The sequence below is a fragment of the Alcaligenes sp. NLF5-7 genome (assembly GCF_024266725.1).
In the GTDB taxonomy this organism is placed as follows: Bacteria; Pseudomonadota; Gammaproteobacteria; order Burkholderiales; family Burkholderiaceae_B; genus Alcaligenes; species Alcaligenes phenolicus.
Map to the genome: position 1 here is coordinate 669,000 of NZ_CP100755.1, position 26,864 is coordinate 695,863.

General features: G+C 57.5%; 26 protein-coding genes. 15 read left to right on the top strand and 11 right to left on the bottom strand.

From position 1 onward, the window contains the following. Positions 1-7 precede the first annotated feature (7 nt). Both MID00_RS03195 and MID00_RS03200 read left to right on the top strand, forming a co-directional pair. A complete protein-coding gene (locus MID00_RS03195) occupies positions 8-508 on the top strand; it encodes a bifunctional alanine racemase/tRNA (adenosine(37)-N6)-threonylcarbamoyltransferase complex ATPase subunit type 1 TsaE (RefSeq protein WP_009461285.1) in 501 nt (166 codons plus the stop codon). Beyond that, positions 472-1,839 (top strand): N-acetylmuramoyl-L-alanine amidase, encoded by a 1,368-nt coding sequence (locus tag MID00_RS03200; RefSeq protein ID WP_009461284.1) that lies wholly within the window; start codon positions 472-474, stop codon positions 1,837-1,839. The genes MID00_RS03195 and MID00_RS03200 overlap by 37 nt, the downstream gene beginning before the upstream one ends. Positions 1,840-2,417: 578 nt before the next feature. On the opposite strand, the gene MID00_RS03205 is transcribed toward MID00_RS03200, so the two are convergent. Then, the gene (locus MID00_RS03205) at positions 2,418-3,068 is read right to left on the bottom strand and encodes a VTT domain-containing protein (RefSeq protein ID WP_009461283.1); all 651 of its coding nucleotides are present in this window, start codon (positions 3,066-3,068) and stop codon (positions 2,418-2,420) included. 145 nt (positions 3,069-3,213) lie between these two features. Between MID00_RS03205 and mutL the strand changes: the two genes are divergently transcribed. Further along, complete coding sequence (mutL, locus tag MID00_RS03210; protein ID WP_254499680.1) at positions 3,214-5,085, top strand: DNA mismatch repair endonuclease MutL; 1,872 nt, start codon at positions 3,214-3,216, stop codon at positions 5,083-5,085. Then, positions 5,082-6,020: a tRNA (adenosine(37)-N6)-dimethylallyltransferase MiaA gene (gene miaA, locus MID00_RS03215; RefSeq protein ID WP_254499681.1), complete on the top strand. Its 939-nt coding sequence runs from the start codon at positions 5,082-5,084 to the stop codon at positions 6,018-6,020. The genes mutL and miaA overlap by 4 nt, the downstream gene beginning before the upstream one ends. 100 nt (positions 6,021-6,120) lie before the next feature. Here the strand turns inward: miaA and MID00_RS03220 are convergent, their stop codons facing one another. Then, entirely contained in the window at positions 6,121-7,581 is a 1,461-nt protein-coding gene (locus tag MID00_RS03220) for an NCS1 family nucleobase:cation symporter-1 (protein ID WP_203145049.1), read from the bottom strand. Positions 7,582-7,746: 165 nt separating this feature from the next. Here MID00_RS03220 and MID00_RS20650 point away from each other — a divergent pair, with 165 nt between their 5' ends. Then, positions 7,747-7,848 (top strand): hypothetical protein, encoded by a 102-nt coding sequence (locus MID00_RS20650; RefSeq protein ID WP_170978596.1) that lies wholly within the window; start codon positions 7,747-7,749, stop codon positions 7,846-7,848. Between the two features lie 18 nt (positions 7,849-7,866). Here MID00_RS20650 and purM read toward each other — a convergent pair whose 3' ends face one another. Then, positions 7,867-8,916 carry a phosphoribosylformylglycinamidine cyclo-ligase gene (gene purM / locus MID00_RS03225; RefSeq protein WP_254499682.1) on the bottom strand — a complete coding sequence of 350 codons (1,050 nt, stop codon included), beginning with the start codon at positions 8,914-8,916 and terminating at the stop codon, positions 7,867-7,869. Between the two features lie 54 nt (positions 8,917-8,970). On the opposite strand from purM, the gene hda reads away from it, so the two are divergent. The 4 genes from hda to folK are packed head-to-tail and all read left to right on the top strand — an operon-like array spanning position 8,971 to position 12,246. Further along, complete coding sequence (hda, locus tag MID00_RS03230; RefSeq protein ID WP_254499683.1) at positions 8,971-9,669, top strand: DnaA regulatory inactivator Hda; 699 nt, start codon at positions 8,971-8,973, stop codon at positions 9,667-9,669. Positions 9,670-9,672: 3 nt separating this feature from the next. Further along, complete coding sequence (locus MID00_RS03235) at positions 9,673-10,374, top strand: HAD family phosphatase (RefSeq protein WP_254499684.1); 702 nt, start codon at positions 9,673-9,675, stop codon at positions 10,372-10,374. Between the two features lie 10 nt (positions 10,375-10,384). Next, a complete protein-coding gene (gene pcnB, locus MID00_RS03240; protein ID WP_254499685.1) occupies positions 10,385-11,764 on the top strand; it encodes a polynucleotide adenylyltransferase PcnB in 1,380 nt (459 codons plus the stop codon). A 29-nt stretch (positions 11,765-11,793) separates the two neighbouring features. Beyond that, positions 11,794-12,246: a 2-amino-4-hydroxy-6-hydroxymethyldihydropteridine diphosphokinase gene (gene folK, locus MID00_RS03245; RefSeq protein WP_039942399.1), complete on the top strand. Its 453-nt coding sequence runs from the start codon at positions 11,794-11,796 to the stop codon at positions 12,244-12,246. Here folK and MID00_RS03250 read toward each other — a convergent pair. From MID00_RS03250 to MID00_RS03270, 5 genes are all read right to left on the bottom strand, one after another. Next, positions 12,239-13,750 (bottom strand): UdgX family uracil-DNA binding protein, encoded by a 1,512-nt coding sequence (locus MID00_RS03250; RefSeq protein WP_254499686.1) that lies wholly within the window; start codon positions 13,748-13,750, stop codon positions 12,239-12,241. The genes folK and MID00_RS03250 overlap by 8 nt on opposite strands. 52 nt (positions 13,751-13,802) lie before the next feature. Next, positions 13,803-15,008: a putative DNA modification/repair radical SAM protein gene (locus tag MID00_RS03255; protein WP_009461276.1), complete on the bottom strand. Its 1,206-nt coding sequence runs from the start codon at positions 15,006-15,008 to the stop codon at positions 13,803-13,805. A 139-nt stretch (positions 15,009-15,147) separates the two neighbouring features. Further along, positions 15,148-15,426: a hypothetical protein gene (locus tag MID00_RS03260; RefSeq protein WP_022983473.1), complete on the bottom strand. Its 279-nt coding sequence runs from the start codon at positions 15,424-15,426 to the stop codon at positions 15,148-15,150. A gap of 219 nt (positions 15,427-15,645) precedes the next feature. Further along, complete coding sequence (locus MID00_RS03265; protein ID WP_254499687.1) at positions 15,646-16,833, bottom strand: MFS transporter; 1,188 nt, start codon at positions 16,831-16,833, stop codon at positions 15,646-15,648. Positions 16,834-16,857: 24 nt separating this feature from the next. Further along, on the bottom strand, positions 16,858-18,060 hold the full coding sequence (locus MID00_RS03270) for an MFS transporter (protein ID WP_254499688.1): 1,203 nt from the start codon (positions 18,058-18,060) through the stop codon (positions 16,858-16,860). A gap of 133 nt (positions 18,061-18,193) precedes the next feature. Here MID00_RS03270 and MID00_RS03275 point away from each other — a divergent pair, with 133 nt between their 5' ends. Further along, positions 18,194-18,781, top strand: coding sequence for a TetR/AcrR family transcriptional regulator (locus MID00_RS03275; protein WP_254499689.1), 588 nt, complete (start codon positions 18,194-18,196; stop codon positions 18,779-18,781). Positions 18,782-19,106: 325 nt separating this feature from the next. Here the strand turns inward: MID00_RS03275 and MID00_RS03280 are convergent, their stop codons facing one another. The 3 genes from MID00_RS03280 to MID00_RS03290 are packed head-to-tail and all read right to left on the bottom strand — an operon-like array spanning position 19,107 to position 21,730. After that, positions 19,107-20,627, bottom strand: coding sequence for a fumarate hydratase (locus MID00_RS03280; protein WP_022983469.1), 1,521 nt, complete (start codon positions 20,625-20,627; stop codon positions 19,107-19,109). A 39-nt stretch (positions 20,628-20,666) separates the two neighbouring features. Further along, positions 20,667-21,434 (bottom strand): crotonase/enoyl-CoA hydratase family protein, encoded by a 768-nt coding sequence (locus tag MID00_RS03285; RefSeq protein ID WP_060185623.1) that lies wholly within the window; start codon positions 21,432-21,434, stop codon positions 20,667-20,669. A gap of 50 nt (positions 21,435-21,484) precedes the next feature. After that, positions 21,485-21,730: a hypothetical protein gene (locus tag MID00_RS03290; RefSeq protein ID WP_162089543.1), complete on the bottom strand. Its 246-nt coding sequence runs from the start codon at positions 21,728-21,730 to the stop codon at positions 21,485-21,487. Here MID00_RS03290 and glyQ point away from each other — a divergent pair. The 5 genes from glyQ to MID00_RS03315 are packed head-to-tail and all read left to right on the top strand — an operon-like array spanning position 21,677 to position 26,851. Further along, on the top strand, positions 21,677-22,582 hold the full coding sequence (glyQ, locus tag MID00_RS03295) for a glycine--tRNA ligase subunit alpha (RefSeq protein ID WP_026485201.1): 906 nt from the start codon (positions 21,677-21,679) through the stop codon (positions 22,580-22,582). The genes MID00_RS03290 and glyQ overlap by 54 nt on opposite strands. After that, positions 22,582-24,714, top strand: coding sequence for a glycine--tRNA ligase subunit beta (gene glyS / locus MID00_RS03300; RefSeq protein ID WP_254499690.1), 2,133 nt, complete (start codon positions 22,582-22,584; stop codon positions 24,712-24,714). The genes glyQ and glyS overlap by 1 nt, the downstream gene beginning before the upstream one ends. Then, positions 24,714-25,253, top strand: a complete 540-nt coding sequence (gmhB, locus tag MID00_RS03305; protein WP_009454972.1) for a D-glycero-beta-D-manno-heptose 1,7-bisphosphate 7-phosphatase — start codon at positions 24,714-24,716, stop codon at positions 25,251-25,253. The genes glyS and gmhB overlap by 1 nt, the downstream gene beginning before the upstream one ends. A 1-nt stretch (position 25,254) precedes the next feature. Further along, on the top strand, positions 25,255-26,004 hold the full coding sequence (locus MID00_RS03310; RefSeq protein WP_009454973.1) for a 1-acyl-sn-glycerol-3-phosphate acyltransferase: 750 nt from the start codon (positions 25,255-25,257) through the stop codon (positions 26,002-26,004). Then, a complete protein-coding gene (locus tag MID00_RS03315; RefSeq protein WP_226348910.1) occupies positions 25,970-26,851 on the top strand; it encodes a M48 family metallopeptidase in 882 nt (293 codons plus the stop codon). Before MID00_RS03310 ends, MID00_RS03315 begins: the two co-directional genes overlap by 35 nt. Positions 26,852-26,864: the final 13 nt, after the last annotated feature.

Here is a 26,864-nt window from a genome sequence, read left to right on the forward strand (position 1 = left end):
CAAGCCTATGAATCCGCAAGCTTTAACCCTGTCCTTGCCTGACGAGGACGCCACCACCGCCTTGGCCGAGCGCCTTGCCCCGCTGCTAAGCGGTCAGGTTCCCGGTGTGCCTGTGGGTGGCCGAATTCATCTTCATGGTGACCTGGGTGCCGGTAAAACCCACTTTGTTCGGGCCCTGTTACGGGCTTGTGGCGTTACCGGTCGTATCAAAAGTCCTAGCTACGCTTTGCTTGAAAGTTATAAAGTTTCTAGCTTATACTTCTATCATCTTGATTTTTATAGATTTAGCGATCCACGAGAATGGGTCGACGCAGGTTTTCGCGATATTTTGCAAGACAATGCTGTTGTGCTGATCGAATGGCCCGAAAAAGCAGGGGATTTATTGCCCGAGCCCGATCTGGATTTACACCTGGATTATTGCGGTGACGGTCGTTTGGCCACCCTGGATGCACGCAGCGCCAAAGGAACGCTATGGATTACGACACTCGCCCCCAGCCTGCAGAAGTAGCCCCAGCCGGCAAGGCCCGTCGCCGATTCGTCGCCACGGCCACCACCCTGTTCCTGCTTCCCGTCATACCGCGGCTGGCGAACGCCAGCACCATCGTGGCCGTCCGTACCTGGCCGGCAGACGAATACACCCGCGTCACCCTGGAAATGGATAGCGAGCTCAAGGCCGAGCACTTCACACTGGAAAACCCCCATCGCATGGTGGTGGACATTCAGGGCCTGACCATGAACCGCACCATCGAGGAGCTGGTTTCCAAGGTCCGCCCCAATGACCCCTACATTCGCTCCGTGCGCGTGGGCCAGAACCGCCCCGACGTCGTGCGTCTGGTGCTGGATCTGAAACAGGCCGTCGCTCCCCAGATTTTTACGCTCAAGCCCGTTGGCGAATACAAGTACCGTCTGGTGCTGGACTTGTACCCGCGTGTGGCGCAAGACCCGCTGCTGGCCTTGCAAATTCAGGACGATAACGACCCCCTGGCTTCCGTCCTGGAAAGCCTGGCTCAAAACTCGCCTGACGCGCCTGTCCCTACGGTACAAGGGCAAACCTTGCCGCCCGTCGCTCGTACGCCGCCTCCTGTCACGACTCCACCGCGCTCCCCTTCGCCTGCAGCCACGCCGGGTACTCCCAATCGTCCTTTGCTGATTGCGCTGGACCCCGGCCACGGTGGAGAGGACCCCGGTGCCATCGGCCCCGGTGGGACCCGTGAAAAAGATGTGGTGCTGAACATAGCCCGACGCTTGAAACGTCTGATTGATGCGCAGCCCAATATGCGTACTTATTTGACGCGTGACTCGGACTTCTTCGTGCCGCTGCAAGTGCGTGTACAGAAAGCGCGTCGGGTGAAAGCGGACCTGTTCATCAGTATTCATGCTGATGCCTGGATCAAGCCCAGTGCGCGTGGCTCGTCCATCTACGCCCTGTCCCAGAACGGTGCAACCAGCTCGGCGGCCCGTTGGCTGGCCAAGAAAGAGAACGATGCTGACTTGATCGGTGGTCTGAACCTGGGTTCCCACAACCGTCAGGTCGCACAGATTCTGCTGGACCTGTCCACAGCCGCACAGATTAACGACTCGGTGAAAGTGGGCTCGCGCCTGCTGGGCGAGATCGGCAAGATCAACCGCCTGCACAAGCGCAATGTTGAACGCGCTGGTTTTGCTGTGTTGAAAGCACCCGATATTCCATCGATTCTGATCGAAACGGCATTTATCAGTAATCCGGAAGAAGAGCGTCTGCTACGTAGTTCTTCGCATCAGGACAAAATTGCCCAAGCCATTCTGACCGGCATCCGGGGATATTTTGCCGAGTTTCCGGCACTGGCCAGCCGTAGCTAACTATCTGCTTGGTTCGATGAAAAAAGCGCAGCAAAAATGCTGCGCTTTTTTTGTTTCCGTAGGGTCTGAGGCCGTTCGAAAAAGAGAGCGTCTTTGAGCAAGGACCTGTTTGAACCTGAATCGGTGTGGCCTTTTCTTGAGGGGGAGCAGCTAGCCTGCAGGCGAGTCAGGGTTCTGGCCGCAGGCTCTTGAGCTATCCAGGATACAAGCCCCGTGCTGTTTGAGCGCGACGCTTATAGCTCGTCCGGGGGACGAGCTATCGCGCGAGTTCACGGGGCGCCTGGATAGCTCAAGAGACAAGGGTACCCGTGCGCAGCACGGGCCAGGGCCCCGCCTGCCGACTAGCGGCTCCCCCTCAAGAAAACTGAGGCATTCTTTACTAAAGGCTGAAACAGAGGCGGTTTTTTAAAAATACGGAGAGTGCCAATAGTTACCTTGAACACTTGAGCCCAGATGTTGCGACAGCTTTTACCCCCTCGCCCACAACAGCGATATCTGACAGGTTCCCGAAATAAAAAAGGACGCCTACTGGCGTCCTTTCCTTAACCTTTAACAAGCAAACAATCCAATCTCAAATCCTACAAAGTCGCATTACCCTTGCTCTTGCGCTTGAAAATCTTCCACAAGGCCCCAGCCACGACAGGCACCGCGGCAGCCGCAATACCAATCAGCACGATGGTATTCAAATGCGCCTTGATGAAAGGCACATTGCCAAAGAAGTAGCCCAAGGTAATCAAGCTGCAAATCCACAGCACCGCGCCGGTAATGTTGTACATCTGAAAGCGCATGGCATTCATATGGCCCACACCCGCTACAAAAGGCGCAAAAGTACGGAACAATGGCAGGAAGCGGGAAATGACGATGGTCTTGCCACCATGCTTTTCATAAAAAGCATGGGTTTTGACCAGAGCACGACGATCCAGGAATCGGGATTCCTGGGTAAAGACTTTCGGGCCTATATACCGCCCCACGTGATAGTTCACGGTATTACCCAGCACGGCTGCCACGATCAGCAGGCCACCCAGCATGACCGGGTCCAACATGCCCGAAGCGCCAAAGGCCCCGGCAATAAACAGCAGAGAATCGCCCGGCAGGAAGGGCAAAACCACAAGCCCGGTCTCGCCAAATATAATCAAGAACAGAACAAGATAAATCCAGGCTCCATACTGCTCGACCCACACACCCAGGTACTGGTCAATATGAAGGATCATGCTGAGTAAATCGGGCATAGTTCCACACCAAAATAACAATCCAGCCAGTCCGATACTGGCCAGACCGACACCATAGAGCAAGCGGTTAAAATAAGCCGCTACCGTTTGAAACCCGTTGAACGTGTAATGTTCAACCCTGAATACACACAAGGCCAGCCGCCCTATGTCATCAAGACGCCGTATTATCCCACTCCCGGACCTGCTTGTAAGCCAAATTGCGGCCGGTGAAGTTATCGAGCGCCCGGCATCTGTCCTGAAGGAATTGCTGGAAAACGCGATTGACGCCGGAGCCAGTGCCATCGAGATTCGCCTGGACGGCGGCGGCATACGCCGCATCTCTGTCAGCGACGATGGCCACGGCATCACCCAGGAAGAATTGCCCCTGGCGCTGCTGCAACATGCCACCAGCAAGATTCGCTCGCTGGAAGAGCTGGAGTCCGTGGCCTCCATGGGCTTTCGGGGGGAAGCCCTGCCCTCAATTGCCTCGGTAGCCCGCCTGACGATCAACTCGCGCACTCAGGACGACCCGCACGCCTGGGAGTACTCACTGGGTCAAAGCGAACCCCAGCCCGCCTCCGGGCAGATTGGCACGCATGTGGATGTACGCCAGCTGTTTGACGAGATCCCCGCCCGTCGCAAGTTTTTGCGCACGGAAGGCACGGAGTACGGCCACTGCGTGACCGCGCTGGAGCGCATCGCCCTGGCACAGCCGCAAATCGCTTTCCGCCTGTTTCACAATGACAAGCCCCAACGCCACTGGCGCAGCGGCACACTGGAGCAACGCCTGCTGGATATCTTGGGCAAAGAGTTTATTGAGCAAAGCCTACCTGTCGCCCAGGAGCAAGGTCTGATCAGCTTGCGTGGTCTGGTAATTCACCCCGCCCATGCTCGCCCCAGTGCAGACAAACAGTTCCTGTTCGTGAATGGCCGTTTTGTGCGTGATCGTACTGTGTCACATGCTATACGCAGTGCTTATGCCGATGTACTGCATGGAGATCGCCAGCCTGCCTATGCCTTGTTTCTGGACATTGCCCCATCCACGCTGGATGTGAACGTACACCCCGCCAAGCACGAGGTTCGCTTCCGTGACAGCGGTGCCGTCTACCGCTTTGTGCTGCAGTCTGTTGGACAAACCCTGGCGCAAGGTAGCATGGCCGGGGAAACGCCAGTTGCCGCCATGCCTTTGCCTGAAGGCGCTACCCAGCCTCCCATAAGTGGCACACCCTATCCATCTTCGGCTCCAGGCGCACCGAGCGGTTCCTATACCAGCAGCGAGCCCGCCATGCCGTATAGCCATCCGGCCCGTCAAGGTTGGCAATCCAGTTTCAGCCTGCGCGAGCCATCTGGAGGCGGCAATGTCGACTGGAAAAGCATGTATCGCCCGATTGAACCTGCTCCCAGCAACACGCCTATCACCAGCTATCAAAGCGAGGCAGACAGCACAACGGACGAGTTTCCCTTGGGCATGGCCCTGGGCCAGTTGCACGGCATCTATATTCTGTCCGAAACCCGTCAGGGCATGATTCTGGTGGACATGCACGCCGCACATGAACGCGTGGTCTACGAACAATTGAAGCAGGCTCTGGATGGCCGCGAACTGCCTCGTCAGGATCTGCTGGTGCCGGTCGTATTCAGTTGCTCGGAAAGTGATATCGCCTTGCTGGATGAGCATCAGGAAACCCTGGCCGATCTGGGCCTGAGCATGAACCCGGCAGGCCCCACCACCATGGCCGTGCGTGCCGTCCCCGCCCTCCTGGCCCAAGGCGATATCGAATCGCTGGCCCGTGCCGTACTGCGCGATCTGGCTCAGGTAGGCTCGTCACGCCACCTGGATGAGCAACGCAACGAACTGCTCTCCACCATGGCCTGCCACGGCGCCGTACGCGCCAATCGTCGCCTGAGCATCCCCGAGATGAACGCTCTGCTTCGCAAGATGGAACAAACTGACCGGGCCGACCTGTGTAATCACGGCCGCCCCACCTGGTTCCAATGGAAGCTCAGCGAGCTGGACAAACTTTTTATGCGTGGACAATGAACGATTTACCCATTCTGTGCCTGGCTGGCCCGACGGCCAGTGGCAAAAGCGCAAGCACGCATATCCTGGCGCAACACTGGCCGATTGAAGTGATTGTGATGGATTCGGCCACGATTTACCGTGACATGGACATTGGCACCGCCAAACCCAGCGCCGAAGAACAAGCCGCTATCCCCCACCACTTGCTGGATATACGCGACCCGGTAGAGAGTTACTCAGCCGCAGAGTTCGCCACCGACGCGACCCGTCTTATTCAAGAAATCCGGACGCGCGGGCATTACCCTGTGCTGTGTGGCGGCACCATGCTGTATTACAAAGCCTTGCGCGAAGGCTTGAACGATTTACCGCAGGCAGACCCTGCCATTCGCCAGCAACTGGATGAGCGTGCCCAGGAGATTGGCTGGCCCGGCATGCACGAGGAACTGACCCTCATCGACCCGGTGACAGCTGCCCGACTGGCTCCCCGCGACAGCCAGCGCATTCAACGTGCGCTGGAGATTTTCCATATCAGTGGCAAGACCATGAGTGACTGGCTCAAGGACAAAGCCCAGCCGCAAGAAGAGAGCCACCAGTACGTCACCATGAGCCTGGAGCCAGAAGATAGATCCTGGCTGCATAAGCGCATTGCGGCTCGCTATCACGACATGATCGAGCAAGGACTGCTGCAGGAAGTGGAGAAGCTGTACCAGCGCCCTGATTTACATCCCGGTCTGCCCTCCATTCGCTGTGTGGGCTATCGGCAACTGTGGTCGTATCTGGACGGCGAAGTCAGCCTGGACGTGGCGATCGAACAGGCGATTGCCGCGACTCGCCAGCTAGCCAAACGTCAATTGACCTGGCTACGCTCCGAACCCGAGCGTCTGCAATTCAACTGCCAGAGCCCGCAAGCCGCCGAGCAGATTGTGCAAGCGGCACGCCAGATCTGGCCAGCCTGATACACCAGGCTCGCTCGTAGGAACGGCCCCTTGACGGCCGGATAGTATCCGACTGCCAAGGGGCCGTTCAAAGAGACCGTTTTTTTACCCGAAACGCCTCTTACACCGAAGCGCTGCTCAGCTTGGGCAAAACTTTGGTGCGCATGGCCAGGTATTGGAACGCACCACCCAACAAAGCGCCGATCAGCCAGCCGTAACCCGCCATATTCGCCAGCGCAGGCACCCACACGGTCGCTACCGAGAACACGGCCGCCAGGAAGAAAGCGGCCATTGCACGCTTGTTCCAGCCGTTCTGGAAGTAGTAGGTACCGCTTTCTGCCAGGCTGAACAGATCCGACACCACGACATGCTGTTTGCGGATCAAGTAGAAGTCCACAATCATGATGCCGTACAAGGGAGCCAGCAAGGCGCCCAAGGTATCCACAAAACCCGTAATCCCGATAGCGCTGATCAAGGGCAGCCACAAGGCACCGATAAAGAAAGCAATTACGGCTGTCAGAATGCCGCCCATCTTGGCAGAGATCAGCTCGGGCTTGAGGTTGGCCAAATCAAAGGCCGGTGGAATAAAGTTCGCCACCAGGTTGATACCCACGGTTGCGGCAAAGAAGGTCAAAGCCGCGATCACGGTCAAAGCCAAACTATCGACGCGATCCACAATATCGGTAGGGTTGGTCAAGGTTTCGCCAAACAACACAGCTGTACCGGCGGTAATGAACAAGGCCAGGAAGGAGAATACGGCCAGGCTGACAGGCAAGCCCATGAAGTTACCGATACGCATGCTGCGCTCGTCTTTCACAAAGCGCGAGAAGTCGCCGTAGTTGATCACAACGGCAGCAAAGTACGCCACCATAGTGCCCACCACCGCACCAAAGGCCATCAAGGGTCCGCCTTCGTAAGAGCCTTTACCGGCAAAGATCTCACCCACTTTATCGAGCAAACCACCGCCAGCCTTGTACCAGATCACGGCCAGCAAGGCGAACATCACCAGATACACCAACGGGCCCGCCCAGTTCAGGAAGCGCGTAATCCACTTCATGCCCATCAGGAAAATACCCAGCTGCAGGATGCAAACCACCACGTAAGACACCCAGCCCACCCAATCCAGCCCCAGGAACAAGGCTCCGCCGGGATGATCCAGCAAGGCATTGAACAACAGCGCCAAGGCCGTGGAGGCAAAGTAGGTCTGCACGCCATACCAGAAAATGGCCACAATCCCGCGCACCAGAGCAGGAAACTTGGCGCCCTTCACCCCCATGCTGATACGGGCAATCACAGGATAGGGAACGCCATACAGCACGCTGGGTTTACCGCTCAGGTTCACCAGTCCCATCACAATAAAACCGGCCAGCAAGATGCCAGCAAATACGGCCCAACCATTCAGACCATAAGAAATGAACAAGGTGGCGGCCAAGGTGTAGCCAAACAGACTTTGAATATCGTTAGACCAGACGTTGAAAATCTCGAACCAGCCCCACAAGCGTTTTTGTCGTGGCAAAGGCGCCAAGTCTTCGTTGTGCAAAGCAGGATGCGGGTCTTTCAAGGATAAATCACTGTGCTCCATTTTCTTCCCCCTAAGAAATTGCTTCTAACATTTCAGCTGAAATTTCTATGTGCTTGCCGCTACTGTAGGAGCCTTGCTGATCGGGGAACATTATGGAATGTACGAGTAATACCTAAATTCGGATTAGCTCGAAAAACGACATAATCAAATCCATATAATATTTATTTGAAAATCAAATACATCAGATTCGATGCGGTAATACAGGGCAATTCAAAGCAGGATGCAGGAATAAAAAAAGCCAGCTTGATGAGCTGGCTTTTTTACTGACGGAAAGATCAGAGGTTTTTAGACCACTTCGGTCTGTGCCTGACCTTCCTGACGCTCCAGGATTTCGCCCAATTGGTAGACGGTTTCGCCTTGCTCGGACAAAGTGGCGCTGATGGTGTCTGCCTTGTCTGCAGGAACAATGATGATCATGCCGATACCGCAGTTAAACACACGGTACATTTCTTCGTCGGCCACGTTACCGTTGCTTTGCAACCACTGGAACAAGGCAGGCATGGTCCAGGAATCGCGCTTCAGACGGGCAGTCAGGTGCTTTTGCAGAATGCGTGGCACGTTTTCCAGCAAGCCGCCGCCCGTGATGTGAGCCAGGCCCTTGATGTCCGCACCGTGGGCAGCCAAGGCAGCCAGCACGGATTTCACGTAGATGCGGGTGGGTTCCATGACCACGTCAGCCAAAGGACGGCCATCAAGCTCGTCGGTAGGCTTGGCGTTGGCGTGCTTGAGAATCTTGCGAATCAGGGAGTAACCGTTGGAGTGGGCACCGCTGGAAGCCAGACCCAGAACCACGTCACCAGGAACAATGGACTTGCCATCGATAATGCGCGATTTTTCTACCGCTCCCACTGCAAAACCGGCCAGGTCGTACTCGCCTTCGGGGTACATGCCGGGCATCTCTGCCGTTTCACCACCGATCAGGGCACAAGCGGACAGTTCACAACCCTTGGCAATGCCGCCAACTACTTGAGCAGCCGTGTCGACCGACAGCTTGCCGCAGGCAAAGTAATCCAGAAAGTACAAGGGTTCTGCGCCCTGGACTAGAATGTCGTTGACACTCATGGCCACCAGGTCTATACCCACAGTGTCGTGGCGCTGCCAGTCAAATGCCAGGCGTAGTTTGGTACCAACACCGTCGGTGCCGGACACCAGAACGGGCTCTTTAAGGTGGGTAGGCACTTCAAACAAAGCGCCAAAGCCTCCGATTCCAGCCATGACGCCTGCACGCATGGTTTTGGCAGCCAGTGGTTTAATACGATCGACCAGGGCATCGCCCGCGTCGATATCCACGCCTGCATCGCGGTAGGTCAAGGAAACAGAAGTAGTGTTTTTCATGGGAAAAGCCGTGGGATATGTGAAAATTGCGAGTTGGACGAAATTGTACGACACATGACCGAGCAACTGATTCTGGATATATCTCCAGCACCGCCTGCCTCTTTGGACAACTTTGTTGCCGGAGCGAATCAGGCTGCGTTGCAGGCTCTGCGTCAATGCAGTCCAGGACGCGCGGTTTACCTGTGGGGACCGCCCGGCGCAGGTCGAACACATCTGCTGCGGGCGATGGCCAGTCAAGACGACAGCCGCTATTTTAGTTCAGATACACCCTCCCAGCCCATCTTTGACATCGCCACGGATGACAAAGCTCCTCCAAGCCTGCTGGCCATCGACGATATCGAATGTTTTGACGAGCACGGACAGGCTGCCGTATTTGCACTGTACAATCGCTGGCGCGAGTCGGCCACCCGGCCTGACGCCTTCACGCTGCTAGTCTCCGGCGACCGGGCCCCCAAAACCATGTCCGTGCGCGAGGACTTGCGCACTCGCCTGGGCTGGGACCTGGTATTCAGGCTGGAATACCTGTCGGACGCCCACCGGGCCGAAGCCATGCAACAGCGAGCCGCTGCCCGCGGTCTGCAGCTGCAAGCGGAAGTGCTCAGCTGGATACTGACTCACTACGATCGCGATATGAACCGCTTGAGCGCACTGATCGATGCGCTGGACAATTATTCACTGGTAAAGAAACGCCCCATCACTTTACCCCTGCTCAAAGAACTTCTGGCCAACAGCCAGACCCAATCTTCTAGTTGAGTCATGACTGCTTCTTCTTTTATTGCCCTGTTTGATCTGGACCACACTCTGCTTCCTTTAGATAGCGATTACCAGTGGGCTGACTTCCTGGCCCGTACCGGCCGCGTCGGTGACCCCGCTGAAGCCATTCGTCTGAATGAAGACCTGATGGAACGCTATAACCAGGGATTGCTGACGGCCGAGGAATCGGCCGAATTCATGTTGGGCCTGCTCACCAATGCCAGCCAGGAAGAGTTGCTGGCCTGGCAGGACGAGTTCATGCAGGCCATAATCCTGCCCTCGATCAGCCCCGCTGCACGCGAACTGTTGGCCCAGCATCAGGACCAGGGCCATCTGGTGGCAATCGTGACCGCTACCAACGAATTCGTGACGCGTCCCATAGCGGCTGCATTGGGCGTAGACCACCTGATCGCCACCACCCCCGAAATGAAAGACGGCCGCTACACCGGCAAGATCAGCGGCGTGCCCAGCTTTCAGGCTGGCAAGATCACCCGTGTAGAACAGTGGCTGCAAACCATGGGCAAAACTTTGGCCGACTTCGAGCGCAGCTGGTTTTACAGCGATTCGCCCAACGATCTGCCCCTGATGGAAGTGGTGACCGACCCCGTGGCAACCAACCCCAGCGACAAGCTGCGTGCAGTGGCCACCGAACGCAATTGGGTCGTCATCGATTTGTTCGCTGACATGATGGACAGCAAATCGTAAAATCAGACGCATGCTCAAGCGAACAATAAAAACATTTGTCGACCGGCTGCTCAAACCAGCCAAAAGCGCGCGTCCCAAAGGGCCGCGCCGCTACACACGAGAAGAACATGGCATAGACCGGCGTCTGGTCTCGCGTCATGCCATCAAAGTGTGCGAGGTCCTGAACCACGAAGGCTATCAAGCCTATGTCGTGGGCGGCGCAGTGCGCGATTTGCTGGTGGGCCTGGAGCCCAAGGACTTTGACGTGGCGACCAACGCCACGCCCGAGCAAATCCGCCCCCTGTTCCGTCGTGCCCGCATCATTGGCCGCCGCTTCCGCCTGGTACACGTGGTGTTTGGCCAGGAAATCATCGAAACCTCGACCTTCCGGGCCGACGATAGCGGCAAGCAAACGGACGAACATGGCCGCATCCTGCGCGATAACGAGTACGGCACCATCGAAGACGATGCCGCACGCCGCGATTTCACACTGAACGCGCTGTACTACGATCCCCTGACTGAAACCGTCATCGACTACCACAACGGGGTAGCCGATCTGAAAGAGCGTCAGGTACGCATTATTGGTGATGCGGAAACCCGCTATCGCGAAGACCCGGTGCGCATGCTGCGTGCCGTGCGCTTTGCCTCCAAGCTGGATGCCACCATTGAACCGGCAACGGATGCGCCCATTCGTTCCTTGTCGCGTCTGATCGAGAACGTACCCGAGTCCCGTCTGGCTGACGAAACACTCAAGCTGCTGAACTGCGGCCACGCCATGGACTGCATCCAGCGCCTGCAGGCGCTGGGTCTGCACAGCAAGCTCTTGCCTATGGTGGAGCCGGTTCAACGCCTGCCCGGTGGCTCTGAATTCCTGGATATGGCCCTGGCCCGCACCGACACCCGCGTTCGTGCTGGCAAATCGGTCAGCCCCAGCTTTATCTATGCCTGCCTGCTCTGGAAGCTGGTCAAGCAAGAGTGGGAACGACGCAGTGCCCAGGACATGCATCCCCAGCAGGCCTTGCTGGAAGCCGCCGACCTGATCCTGGAAAAACAAAGCCGCATCATGCCGATTCAAAAGCGCTTCCAGTCGGATATGCGCGAAATCTGGTTCATGCAGCCCCGTTTTGAGCGCATCGCCAATCGCGCCATCTGGCGCATGACGGAACAACCTCGTTTCCGTGCCGCTGTGGATTTTTTACAACTACGCGCCGAAGCCAAAGAGGTGGATAGCGTGCAGGCGCAGTGGTGGATGGATCTGGCCGATGCTGGTGACGAAGAACGCAGCAATATGATTGCCGTGCGCAAACCTGCTGGCACCGCCGCTACCGGCTCGCGCAGCGGTCAGCGCCGTACCCGCCGCCGTCGCTCCAACGCCAAGCGCAGCAACGCAACGGGTGGAAGCGAATCGTGATTCCAGGCAGCACCACCGTTTTCGTCGCCATGGGCGCGAATCTGGGCGAAGCACGACAAACCCTGGAAACAGCAGCGGCTGAACTGGCCGCTACTGCTGGCATCCAGGATCTGACGCTGGCCCATTTCTACAGCACGGCTCCCGTCGATTCCAGTGGCCCGGATTACGTCAATACAGTCGTTCGCTTCACCTGCACCCTGGCTCCCGAGACCTTGCTGGACCGTCTGCAACACATCGAGCAAGAGCACGGCCGCACGCGCCTGTACCGTAATGCCCCCCGTACCCTGGATCTGGACTTGCTGCTTTACGGGCAAGAGCAGATCAACACGGAGCGGCTAATCGTACCCCACCCCCGCATGCATGAACGTGCTTTTGTGCTGGTACCGCTGGCTGATCTGGCTCCTGAACTTGAACTGGCCCAAGGCCACATCAGGGAGTTACTGATCAACGTGCAAGATCAGGAAATCAAGCAGCTCAGTTGATACCTGCGGCCAGGCCTGCGTCCGTAGCGGAGCCTGTTGCCAGCCGCCATCCCATTTGCAAGACCTGGGTAATACTGCTGACAATTTCCTCGCGGCGGGCCGCAGAGTCCACACGCAGCGCATACGAAGGATGCCAAGCTGCAATTACCCACGTCTGCCCTAAAAGAAACGGCTTGGCCAAATACTGAGCAAGCGGCACTTGGGTTCCCAGCAAAGCAGATAAGGCCGTCGCTCCCAAGGTGACGATGACAGCAGGTTCAAGACGCGCCAGCTCTTCTTGTAACCAGTGCCCACATGCCTGCACTTCGGCTTGAGAGGGGCTGACATGCAAACGCTGCTTGCCTCGCCCTTTCCATTTGAAATGCTTGACGGCATTGCTCAGATACAGCGCATTGCGTTCAATACCGGCACGCTGCAAAGCCTGATCCAGAACCCGCCCTGCAGGACCGACAAAGACACGCCCTGCCAAATCCTCGTAATCACCGGGTTGCTCGCCCAGCAACATCATGCGCGCTGTTGCCGGGCCTTCTCCCGGCACTGCTTGCGTAGCATGCTCCCAAAGGCCGCAGCGACGACAGGCTTCCAGTACAGACGGTTCACTGCGGTAAGGCTGTGCGCTGTGGGCCTCCACCGCGACTGACTTGCCCGGCATCCGGGCTACCGCACTAAACTGCCCCACTCGCCGGGCGCCATTACGGGCCTCGCTAATCATGGCGGGAATCAAGCTGGCTTCGGGCAGGCCTTTCCAGAATCGCACTGGCATGCTCTGCTGCAGAGCGGTTTCATTCAGCCGAGCGGGATTGAAAATGCTTTGGTAATAGCGCAGCCACAAGGCCTCCACCTGATCATCGGCCGGGCCAGCCCGTAACGCCTCTATATTGTCGGGGGCATCCTGCAGCTGCAGATTCTGACCATCCCACAGTGCAAGCCCTTGCGGCGTCGCGATACACCACGACGTGCCCCCCATGCGTTTGGAGAAATAGTCTGCAATCCACTCCAGCACATCATGCTCGGGTTCAAACCAGGCCCAGTACTCGGGCTGCATGCCCTTGCCACAATGGCGGAACCGTACATAAGCCATCATGTCGTGTTTTTCCTTGCGTACCGCTTTGGCCATCTCGTACAGACGGGCACCATCTTCGTCTGCTACAGACTCCACACTGCGATCACCCTGATGCCAGCGCCACAGGACACGGTAAAGCAAAGCCCAACGCACCGGCGCACGACACAGGGCCGCATCCTGCAGCAAGGCAGCCAGCCCTTTGGAAATACGCACAGACACACTGGAAACGGGCTGCTGCGCATGGGGCTCTTGCAAGGAAACAGGCGGGGAAAGCGGGGTATGGGATGCTTCATACTCCAACCCGATTTGCTGCCCTTGCCGCCCCGAAGCCGGGCTTGCTTCTGCCCAACAAAGCTCCTCCGGCGACCAGCCCTCGGCCAACGCGCGTAATGCCTGCTCGCGCCAGGCCAGATAACCGCCGTTCACCGTTAGAGTCATCATGACTGTTGGCTCCTGCTGCCAGAAAGAAGCAAGGTCGTCACACAAGGGGGATTCATAGCAAGCTCAGTTGCTGCGGATTGCTCGAGAGCATGCGTCGCAGCTTGTCTGACGCAGCCTCAGCAAGGCCGGGACGGTAATCCTGGACCACTACAAACGGCTGCAATGTTTTGATGGAACAACGCAAACGGATCAAGTCCTGATATCGGATCGCCCGCATCTGACGAAGCTCGACCAGGCGCTTGGCATTGCGTATGCCTATACCCGGAACACGCGCAATCAGACGCTCGGGCGCCCTATTCAGATCTACCGGAAAAACCGCTCGATTGGACAAGGCCCACGACAGCTTGGGATCAATATCCAAGGGTAAATCGCCCTTATCCTGAAACAGCTCCTCGGCCCGGAAACCGTAGCTACGCAGCAGGAAATCGGCCTGATAAAGACGATGCTCCCGCAAGAGCGGCGGCGGCTGGGCTGGCAGCGCTGACGAACTGTCCGGGATGGGGCTGAATGCCGAGTAATACACCCGCTTGAGCTTGTAGGCTCCGTACAAGGTCTGCGCCGTTTGCAAGATATTGCGGTCATCCGCTGCATCCGCACCGACAATCATTTGTGTACTTTGCCCGGCAGGCACTTTAGGCCGCTTCTCCTCCTGAGCCTGTTCCTGGGACAGACGAATGACGCCCATGGCGCGCTTGATCGTATGCCCACTTTTCTCGGGCGCAAGACGGCTCAGGCCAGCGTCTGTGGGAAGCTCGATGTTGACGCTGAGGCGGTCTGCATAAAGACCAGCCAACGTAATCAGCTGGGGATCTGCATCAGGAATGGTTTTAAGGTGGATATAGCCGCGAAAATGGTGATCTTCGCGCAAGGAGCGCGCCACCTCGACCAGGCTCTCCATGGTGTAGTCCGAACTTCGTATGATGCCCGAGCTCAGAAACAGACCATCTATATAGTTACGCCGATAAAAATCCAGCGTCAGATCAACCACTTCGGCAGGCCGAAAACGCGCGCGTGGCACGTTGCTGGAGCGCCGGTTCACGCAATACAGGCAGTCATACTGACAAAAATTGGTCAGCAGTATTTTGAGCAGCGATACGCAGCGCCCGTCAGGCGTAAAGCTATGACAGATGCCGGCCCCCGTACTGGCCCCAAGACCCGTACGCCCACGGGAATCCCGTTTGGGCGCGGCACTGCTGGCGCAAGAGGCATCGTACTTTGCCGCGTCGGCCAGAATTTCGAGTTTGCGCGATAGCTCCATGATCGAAATACTGTATATAAAAACAGCATTATACAGTTTTCGCTCAAGGCGTCACTTATCCAGAAAACGTTCAAAGAGGGCAAGCGGCCTGGCCTGTCCGGCAAAGGACAAGCCAGGCAAACCAGCTCAAGCTAAAGGATCACGCGTCCAAAAGCTTGATCAAGGCCTCTTGATGATTGGATCGAGCTTCCAGCAATTGCCGCCCTTCTTCGGTCAACATGGCTATCAGGGGAGCGGGGAAAGGGGAAGGAGTCTGCGTCGTTTGCGGGATGGCTTGGACTAATCCCAGCGACTGTAATTGTTCAAAAACTGCTTGTTTCTTGTGCCAGGGGGTTTGGCGTAAGCGCACGAGCTCAAGAGTGTTCCAGATTGTGGGGTTGAGCTGCGGAATAGTGATGGAGCGCTGAAGTTGCGTCATACAAGGCCCTTAATTAAGACCACCCATACCGACGTTGTGTGCCCATAAGGGAGGTCAGCCAGAAAGCATCCCTATACCGTACAACATAACGATGTACAGAATATTTCAAGGAGTTCTGACAGACATCGTCGCAGCGCTCCTCCAAGACTCCAATAAGCAATAACCCGCGCTTGCGCCCTGGCAAACCCGGAAAAATCAGTCCGGGCCCGTTTTTTCTGCTCATTTTTTTTGATGCAAAATTGTTCCGAAAAGCAGCAAAAACACAACAAACGATCCGGCTCCAGCCAACCCCAGATTCGCGCTTAAACCGTAGGCATCCACAGTCTGCCCGCCCAGCCAGGAGCCAAGCGCTATGCCGATATTGAACACAGCCACGTACAACGACGTAGCCACCTCAACAGCATTGGCAGCGGCCTTCATCATCCAGCTCATCAGCCCTACCGACACCCCGCCATACGCCAGGCCCCAAAGTAGCAAAATCGCACCTCCACTCAGCGGTGATCTACCCACTGTCAAGAAAAGCAAAGCAGTGATGCTTAGACCCAACGCTATCGCCATCAAGCTGGCTTCAGTGCGTTTGGCTGCCGACATCCCGATCAGGAAATTGCCCACAATCCCGGCCACTCCATAAGCAAACAACAAGGCTCCTATCCATTGAGCACCTATGCCGGAAACAGACAGCAAAAGAGGACGTACAAAGGTAAATGCGCTGAAATGCCCCGCGACCAGAATCAGGGTCAAGAGCAAACCAAACCATAACTGCCGATTGCCAAACTGCTCGGCGAACTGACGCCATGTGGTCGAGCGCGACACGGACAGGGGCGGAATCACGGCCAGATGGAAGATCAACACCAAAGCGCTCAGCAGCGCCATGCCGCCAAACGCCCAGCGCCATCCAGCCAGCTCGCCCATCAAGGCGCCCAGTGGCACGCCCAACACAGAAGCGGCGGCAACCCCACCGAAGATGATCGAGGTTGCCAAACCTACAGACTGAGCCGGAACCAGACGGGATGCCAAGCCACCTGCAATGGCCCAGATGCCTCCCATACAAAAACCAACCAGAACACGGGCGGCCAGCATCCAGGCGATGCTGGGAGCCAGGGCGGAGGCTATATTGGCCATCACCAGCAAGGCCAGCAAACCGCACAGAATGCGGCGTCTGTCCACGCCACCAGAGGCCAGCACCACCAGAGGCGCAAACAGGGCTGCCAACAAGGCAGGCAGGGAAATCAGCAAAGCAGCCGTCCCCGTGGAAGTCTGCAAACTGTCTGCAATGGGAGTCAGTAAACCTACGGGCAGCATTTCCGTCGTGACCACGGAAAAAGTGGCTAGGCCAACGGCGATAACGGCCAGCCAGGACTGCCGCTTGCTGGGCTGCCCGGTCATGGATAGAGAAGAGGTATTCATCGCTACATGCTCAAAGAAAGAAGTCTAGACAGCGCAGGAGCGGGCTACTACGGGTGCGCGCAAACTTTGATAGCTGCACAAGGCAAGCAAGACGATCAGGGCAGCGGCATAGAGCGCAACCATAAAGCCGGAACTGGCTCCGCCCTGATCCACCATCCGCCCCGAAACGGCAGCCCCCATAGCCACACCAATATTCAGACCAGCCAGCAGCCAGGTCATGCCCTCGGTTAATTGCTGCTCCGGCACCACACGCTCGACCAGCGACATGGCCACAATCATAGTGGGGGCGAAAAACAGACCAGCCAGCAAAACCGCCCCTGCCAGCTGTGCCACGCTGGCCACCAGCAATAAAGGCAAGGTCGTGGCGGCGGTAGCCAAACCGCCCAACAGAAGCAGGCGATGCAAAGGGATGTTCAGCTTCAAACCACCAAACACCAGACCTGCTGCGCAAGAACCCAAGGCGTAAGCCGACAGCACCAGGCTGGCCGCCCCCGGCTGCCTCATCTGCTGGGCAAAGGCCACGCTGACAATATCCACGGTGCCCACAATCACGCCCATGGCGACCATCAGCAATGCCAGCAAACGCACACTATTCAGACGCAGGACCGAAGGGCGGCTGCCCTGCTCCTGCGCTTGGATCGGCGGCTCAGTCCCCCTTTGCAACAACAGAGCCGATACACCGGCAATCAGCAGTAGCGCGGCAGCCAGCACACCGGCTTGTGGAAACACCAGGACCGCCAAACCCACCGACAAAGGCGGCCCGGCAATAAAGGTGACTTCATCCAGCACGGTTTCCAGCGAATACGCTGTTTGCAAGCGATCCTGCCCACGATAAATTGCCGTCCAGCGAGCACGCACCATGGCCGACATGCTAGGTATGAAACCGGCCAGCACCGCGCCTGCAAACAAGGTCCAGTCAGGCGCTTGCCACCATGTCGCCCCCAACAAGAGCAATAAGCCCAGAACACTAATGGCTGTTGCTAGCGGCAGAACACGGCTTTGCCCACGCCGGTCCACCCAACGGGACACTTGTGGCGATAGCAGCGCATAGCTCAATACAAAGGAGGCGGAAACCGCCCCCGCCAAGGCATAGCTGCCCCGCAGTTGCGACAGCATGGTGATGATTCCTATCCCTATCATGGGCAGTGGAATCCGGGCCAGCAGCCCGGCCAGGGCGAATCCCCGGGTGCCAGACGCAGCAAAAAGTTCTCGATAAGGCTGAGCCATTACATTCTCCGTGAGCGCCCGCTTGCCACGACACGGTGATGCGTCGACAATACATACAAGGCGTATGTTTAAAATGATATATACATACGCCACGCATGTAAATATACATTCAGCTCGTATGTAAGGAGAAACTATGGCACGCCGTACCCGCGCCGAGATGGAAGAAACCCGCGCCACGCTGCTGGCCACCGCTCGCACGTTCTTTACGGAACGTGGCTATGCCGACACATCCATGGACGAGTTGACGGCGCAAGCGGGCCTGACACGTGGTGCGCTCTACCATCATTTCGGTGACAAAAAGGGTTTGCTGGCGGCGGTGGTCGACCAGATCGATGCAGAAATGGACGAGCGCCTGCAGGCTATTTCAAACAATGCCGAGGACGCCTGGGACGGGTTTGTACGCCGCTGCCATACCTATCTGGAAATGGCGCTGGAACCGGAAATGCAGCGCATTGTCTTGTGTGATGCCAAGGCCGTACTGGGGGGCGCATCACCCGAATCGCATCAGTATTGCGTGGGTTCCATGGAAGGCTTGATTCAGGCACTGATGGATCAAGGTCGGATTGAACAGGCAGATCCCCACGCCCTGGCTTCCCTGATTTACGGCAGTCTGGCCGAAGCCGCCTTCTGGATTGCGCAGGGAGAGGATGGGGATGCCCGCTTGGTAAAAGGGCTGGCTGCACTGGATTTATTACTGCGCGGCTTGCTGATCAAGTCCTGAACGGGCGATGCTGAAAAAGCCAGTACCCAGGCAAAGAGCGGGTCTGGGATCATCTGCTTCTAACGGCAGGCAGATCAACAGATCGAATTCTTTTTTACGCGACCTCTTGAGCCACCAGAAATATACGGCCCTGGCATCTATAGCGGTAATGAACCTCTCCTAAAACCAGAACATTCAGGCAGCCAAGCAAAGCTCATACAAACGACAGACATAAAAAAACCCGCATTGAATGTTGTGCTGACGCTGTTATTACAAGCAGACCAGAAACACTCAGGCGGGTTTTGTATCGATAGCGCCGGGAAGCCCAAGCTTCCCGTTTCACGTCTTACACAGCGACCAAAGAGATCTCTGCGATACGCTTGCGCCACTCGGCAGGGCCAGTGTTGTGCACGGACACGCCTTGCGAGTCCACAGCCACGGTCACGGGCATGTCCTGAACTTCGAACTCGTAAATGGCTTCCATACCCAGGTCCTCGAAAGCCACCACTTTCGCATTGCGAATGGCCTTGGAAACCAGGTACGCGGAACCGCCCACAGCCATCAGGTAAGCCGATTTGTGAGCACGAATCGCTTCAATCGCGGTTGGGCCTCGCTCGGCCTTGCCGATCATGGAGATCAGGCCAGTTTTGGCCAGCATCATCTCGGTGAACTTGTCCATGCGAGTGGCGGTGGTCGGGCCTGCTGGACCAACGGCTTCGTCACGCACAGGATCAACCGGGCCCACGTAGTAAATCACGCGGTTGGTGAAGTCCACAGGCAAGGATTCGCCTTTTTCCAGCATGTCCTGAATACGCTTGTGGGCGGCGTCACGGCCAGTCAACATCTTGCCCGACAGCAGCAAGGTCTGACCTGGCGTCCAGGAAGCCACTTCTTCAGGAGTCAGCTCGTCCAGGTTCACCTGGCGGGACTTGTTGTAGTCCGGTGCCCAGTGAATGTCAGGCCAGGCCGACAGCGGCGGAGGTGCCAGCTCGGCGGGGCCGTTGCCGTCCAGCGAGAAATGTACGTGACGGGTTGCCGCACAGTTGGGGATCATGGCCACAGGCTTGGACGCCGCGTGGGTCGGGAAGGTGTTGATCTTCACGTCCAGCACAGTCGTCAAACCGCCCAGGCCTTGAGCGCCAATACCCAGAGCATTGACCTTCTCGTACAGCTCGATACGCAGCTCTTCCAGCTTGCTTTGCGGGCCGCGTTGCAGCAGCTCGTACATATCGATGTCTTCCATCAGGGCTTCCTTGGCCATCAGCATGGCTTTTTCAGCCGTACCGCCCACGCCAATACCCAGCATGCCCGGAGGACACCAGCCAGCGCCCATCGTAGGAACCGTCTTGAGCACCCAGTCCACCAGAGAGTCGCTGGGGTTGAGCATCACGAACTTGCTCTTGTTTTCCGAACCACCGCCCTTGGCGGCCACTTGAATGTGAACCTGATCCCCAGCGACCAGTTCCACATTCACAATACAGGGTGTGTTATCGCGCGTGTTTTTACGGGTGAACAAGGGGTCGTTCAGGATGGAGGCACGCAGTGGATTATCCGGATTCAGATAACCGCGACGCACCCCCTCGTCACAGAGCTCCTGCAAGGAGCGCTTGGTATCAAAGCGCACACCCATGCCCACTTTCAGGAATACGTTCACCACCCCGGTGTCCTGACAGATGGGGCGATGGCCCTCGGCACACATGCGCGAGTTGGTCAGGATCTGGGCGATGGCATCTTTGGCCGCCGGGTTCTGTTCGCGCTCATAAGCGCGGGCCAGATGTTCCAGATAGTCGGTGGGATGGTAGTAACTGATGAACTGCACCGCATCAGCGATGGACTGAATCAGATCGTCTTCTTTGATCGTGGTCATGGTGGCGTCTATATAAAAAACGGGATGAACAAGGGGAAACTATTTGCCCTGCCAGACAGGTTCGCGCTTCTCGGCAAAAGCCGTCGCGCCTTCCTTGGCATCTGCAGAGGTAAAAATGCCGGCGATACGGGGGCGCTGCAGATCGAACAGATCCGACTGACGCCAGTCGCGCGACTGGGAAATAATGCTCTTGGCGGTTTGCACGGCCAAAGGACCGTTGGCGGCGATCTGCTCGGCCAGTGCCAGCGCCTGCTCGGTAGTTTTGCCGGGTTCGGCCAGACGGCTGACCAGACCCAGCTCGGCCATGCGGGCAGCAGGGTACATACCCCCGGTCAGCACCATTTCCATGGCCATGTGGTAAGGAATACGGCTAGGCAAGCGCACCATGCCGCCCGATCCGGGGACAATGCCGCGTTTCACTTCAGGCAGGCCGAAGTTGGCGCTGTCGGCCGCAACAATCAGGTCGCAGGACAAGGCAATTTCAAAACCACCGGCCAGGCAGTAGCCTTCCACGGCGGCAATCAATGGCTTGGCAGGCGGGCGCTCGCAAATACCAGCGAAACCGCGGTCGCCTACATAGGGGCGCTGGCCAGTCTTGGCAAAGGCTTTCAAATCCATACCGGCGCAGAAGGTATTGTTGGCCCCTGTCAGCACGCCTACGGCAATGCTGGGGTCGGCATCGAACTCATCCAGAGCCTGGGCCAGCGCCTGCGCGGTTTCCAGGTTGATGGCATTGCGTGCCTCGGGACGGTTCAAAGTAATCAACAACACCTTGCCGATACGTTCAAGCGTGACAAGTTCACTCATGGACCTAGCCTCCTTTAGACTGCCGCCCGAGATTCTGTTTCAAGATCAGGTCAGCAAATAAGCAGTATTTGAACAAACGCATATGATACGTCTAAAAACAACCTGACCGCCCGGTACACAGCGGCCTTGCCCATGGCCCGGACGGCCAAAATAGCCCATTGCGGGCGCTTTTCTGCTGCAAGGGCGCAGTTCACGCTAAAATAGAAAAATTTTGCAGATTCTCGCTTTACTGGCCATTGCTCATGCTCACCTTTCAGCAAATCATACTTACGCTCCAGCAATACTGGGACAAGCACGGATGCGCTCTGCTTCAGCCCTACGATATGGAAGTCGGTGCCGGAACCTCTCATACGGCAACCTTTTTGCGGGCCATCGGCCCTGAACCGTGGCGCGCTGCCTATGTGCAGCCTTCGCGCCGCCCCAAAGACGGGCGTTACGGGGACAACCCCAACCGTCTGCAACACTACTACCAGTTTCAGGTCGTGCTCAAGCCCGCACCTGAAAACATTCTGGACTTGTATATCGGCTCGCTGGAAGCCTTGGGCATCAACCCCAAAGCGCACGACATCCGTTTTGTTGAAGACGACTGGGAAAACCCGACACTGGGCGCCTGGGGTCTGGGCTGGGAAGTCTGGCTCAATGGTATGGAAGTCACCCAGTTCACCTACTTCCAGCAAGTAGGCGGTCTGGACTGCACGCCAACCACGGGCGAGATCACCTACGGTCTGGAGCGTCTGGCCATGTACTTGCAAGGCGTGGAAAGCGTCTACGATCTGGTCTGGACCGAAGGTCACAACGGCCAGCGTATTTACTACCGCGACGTGTTCCACCAGAACGAAGTGGAGCAATCCACCTACAACTTCGAGCACGCCAGCACCGATGTACTGTTTGCGCATTTCAACGACTACGAAGCCGAAGCCAAACGCATCATTGACGTGCCGCTGGCCCTGCCCGCTTACGAGCAAACGCTGAAAGCTGCCCACACCTTCAATATGCTGGATGCCCGCGGCGCCATCAGTGTGACCGAGCGCGCTGCCTATATTGGCCGTATCCGCAATCTGTCCCGCGCTGTCGCACAGGCTTACTACGACTCCCGCGAACGCCTAGGTTTCCCCATGCTGAGCAACAAATCCTCGGAGGCCAAGTAATGAATGCCTCCACGACACAGCCTTTGCTGATTGAACTGTTCACCGAAGAACTGCCCCCCAAAGCGCTGCAACAGCTGGGGCAAGCCTTTAGCGAAGGTCTGCAAAAAGTATTGGGCGAGCAAGCCCTGCTGGCCCCGAACTGTGAAGTGCGCGCCTATGCTACGCCTCGCCGTCTGGCGGCCTGGTTCAGCGCTGCGTACCAGCAAGCCGAAGACCAGCCTTATACCGAAAAGCTGATGCCCGCCCATATTGGCCTGGATGCCAATGGTGAGATCGCTCCGGCACTAGCCAAGCGCCTGGCTGCCAAAGGCCTGGAGCATCTGAAGGCCAGCGACCTGCTGCGCGAATCCGATGGCAAGCAGGATTACCTGTACGCCAGCGGCATTGCCACTGGCGCCGCCCTGAAAGACGGTCTGCAAGAGGCCCTGGAATGGTCCATTACCCACCTGCCCATCCCTAAAGTGATGCGCTATCAGTTGGCCGATGGTGTCAGCAGCGTGCGCTTTGTACGTCCTGCTCACGGTCTGGTCGCCCTGTGGGGGTCGGACATCGTTCCCGTCAGCGCCCTGGGCCTGCAAGCCGGTCGCCAGACACACGGTCACCGCTTCATGTGCGATGCCCCCTTCGACATCCGTGATGCCGATAGCTGGGCCGCACAAGTCCAGGAGCAAGGCTGGGTGGTTCCTTCCTTCGAAGTTCGTCGCGAACAGATTCGCACCGACCTGGAAGCTGAGGCCAAACGCCTGAACTCCACCTTGGGCAACGATCCCGAAGTGGAAGCCCTGCTGAACGAAGTCACCGCTCTGGTCGAATACCCCACCGTGTACGTGGGCCAGTTTGACGAGCAATTCCTGCAAGTGCCTTCCGAATGTCTGATTCTGACCATGCGTCTGAATCAAAAGTATTTCCCGCTGTTTGACCCCGCCACACAAAAGCTGACCAATCGCTTCCTGATCGTCAGCAATATGAAGGTGAACGATCCCAGCAACATCATCGAAGGTAACGAGCGTGTGGTCCGCCCCCGTCTGGCGGACGCCCAATTCTTCTTTGAAACCGATCGCAAGCAAACTCTGGCCGAGCGTGTTCCTACGCTGGCCGGTAGCGTGTACCACAACAAGCTGGGTTCGCAGCTGGACCGCATCGAGCGCCTGCAATCCGTGGCTGGCTACATTGCCAAGCAACTGGGCGCGAATGAAGAGCACGCTCGTCGTGCCGCTTTGCTGGCCAAGGCGGACTTGAACTCCAATATGGTGGGCGAATTCCCCGAGCTGCAAGGCGTGATGGGCGCTTACTACGCCCAAGGCGATGGCGAGCCCGAGGACATCGTGCTGGCTATTCGCGAGCAATACCGTCACCGTCTGGACCAGGCTGTCACAGATGCCAGCCTGACCCAAGCCATTCTGTTCCTGGCCGAGCGCGCCGAAGTTCTGGTCGGTATCTGGGGCATTGGTCTGGCTCCAACTGGCGAACGCGACCCCTACGCCCTGCGCCGTGCGGCTCTGGGCCTGATCAGCGCCTACGAACAACTGCAAGCCGGTTCCCAATTGAAGGCCAATAGCCTGAATCTGGATACGCTGCTGAACACCACCGCTTCCTTCTTCAAGGACGGGGTTCTGGCCGATGACACGGTCGATGCGGTTCAGACCTTCATCTACGAGCGCTACCGCAATCAGCTCTGCAACGATTACGAGCGCAGCGTGGTCGATGCCGTGCTGGCCCTGCGTCCACCGCTGGAACAGGTTCACGCCCGCATTCAGGCTTGCGCCTCTTTTGCCCAACGCCCTGAAGCCGAGAGCCTGGCTGCCGCCAACAAGCGCGTCAGCAATCTGCTCAAGAAAGCCGAAGGCGAACTGGCAACTCTGGACGACCAACTGCTGGTCGAGCCCGCCGAGCGTGAGCTGGCTGCCAAGATTCAGGAATTGCAGCCCGTTGCCCAGGCCCAGTTTGAAGCCGGTGAATTTGACGCTTCCCTGGCCACGCTGGCCCAGGCCCGTGGTGCCGTGGACAACTTCTTCCAGGACGTCATGGTCATGGCCGAAGACCCTGCCATCCGTGCCAATCGCCTGGCCTTGCTGGCCAAGCTGCATGCACTGATGAACCAGGTTGCGGATCTTTCCAGGCTGGCTAACTAGTGAAACTTGCCATCATTGATCGGGACGGTGTCATCAACCATGACAGCGATGCCTTTATCAAAAGCCCACAAGAGTGGGAGGCTATCCCAGGCAGTCTGGAGGCCTTGGCTCGCCTGACCGAAAACGGCTGGAAGGTGGTCATTGCCACCAACCAGTCCGGTCTGGCGCGTGGTTTGTTTTCCATGACCACGCTCAATGCCATCCATGCCAAGATGCGCCGTGAATTGGCCTTGCTGGGTGGCTTTATCGATGCCATCTTTATTTGCCCGCACGGCCCGGATGATGGCTGCACCTGTCGCAAACCGGCCCCCGGCATGTTTCGCGACATTGCACATCGCTATGAAGTGAACCTGCAAACCGTACCCTCGGTGGGCGATTCCTTGCGCGATCTGCAAGCGGCCAGCCAAGCCGGTTGTGCCCCCTGGTTGGTCCAGACCGGCAAAGGCATGCGTACCCTAGAGAAAGGCGGCTTGCCCGAAGGCACGCGCGTCGAGGCCGATCTGGCCGCTGTTGTCGACAAATGGCTCCACGGAAACTGATATGGGCATTATCCGCGCATCACTCTATCAACTCTTTTTGTTGATTACCGTTATCCCCTACGCCTTTGCCTGCCTGATTATTGCGCCACTGCCCCTGGATATACGCTATCGCTTTACCACTGGCTGGCCACGTCTGGCTGTCTGGGGTGCGCGCACGATCCTGGGCATACGCTGGCAGACCAAGGGCTGGGAAAACCTGCCCGATGGCAAGGCCATCATCCTGTCCAAGCACCAGTCGGCCTGGGAAACGCTGTTCTTTCCTTCTTACATGCCGCGTCAGGTGTGCTTTGTGTACAAACGTGAACTGCACAAAGTCCCTTTCTTTGGTTGGGGGCTGGCTTTGCTGCGCATGATTCCTATTGATCGTGCCAAAGGCCGGGATGCCTTTGAACAGGTCATCAAGATCGGGCAGCAGCGCATTGACGAAGGCCGCTGGCCCTTGTTGTTTCCCGAAGGCACCCGTACCGCCCCAGGCTCTACCGGCCGCTACAAGATGGGTGGCGCCTTGCTGGCCAGCCGTACTGGCACGCCCATTATTCCCGTAGCGCATAATGCGGGCGAATGCTGGCGTCGCAATGCCTTTATCAAGACGCCGGGCTTGGTTACTATCTCCTTTGGTCCTCCCATTGATCCTGCCGGGCTGACCCCTGAAGAAGTAAACCAACGCGTACAGACATGGATTGAAACCGAAATGCGCGTCTTGAATCCGGAACGCTATGACGGTCCCCCCACAACTGGCTCTGTTTCCTGACACAGCCTTTCCCCACCCGGCGAAGCGGCAAGAAAAGCCGCCCGCCGGTTCTGCTCTGCCCCCCAAAAGTGCCCTGACTGTCCGGCCCGAAAGCTTGCCGGAAGGTGTGCAATGGCAGCAGGTGGAGCTGGATGGCCACACCATTGGCTATCAGCTCAAACGCTCCCGCCGCCGTACCCTGGGCCTGACCATCAACGACAGTGGCCTGACCGTTGCCCTGCCCTCCTGGGTCAAGATCAGTCAGGCAGAACAAGTGCTGCACAGCAAAAGCGCCTGGATCCTGCGCAAGCTGCGCGAATACCAGCAACGTCGCGAACAACTGGCCTTGCAAAGCCTGCAATGGGTTGATGGCGATACCCTGCCCTTTATGGGGGTGCCCATCCGCCTTAGCCTGAACCCGCAGATTCAGCAGGTACATTTCGACGGACGAGCCGGTCAGGTTCAAGGAGGTCAACGCCTGTCACTCCCCCTGCCCGTCGAGGCCGAACCACAACGTGTTCAGGAACTGACTCAGGCCTGGCTGCAAAAACAAGCCAAACAGTGGTTTGAGCAGCGGCTGCAACATTATTTGAACCTGTCGGGCTTGAGTGCCAGCAAATTGCGGCTGGCGGCCCCCGCCAAACGCTGGGGTTCCTGCAACAGTGACGGCACGATTATGCTGAACTGGCGCCTGATACACTTTCACCCATCCATCATTGATTACGTCGTCGCTCACGAGGTCGCGCATCTGCAAGAGATGAATCACGGCCCACGTTTCTGGGCCTTGGTCGAAACGCTCTACCCTGATTTTGTCAATGCGCGCAATCAGTTACGACAATATGATCCAGGCACCCTGCCCCTGCTTTAAGGCAGGTTGAACT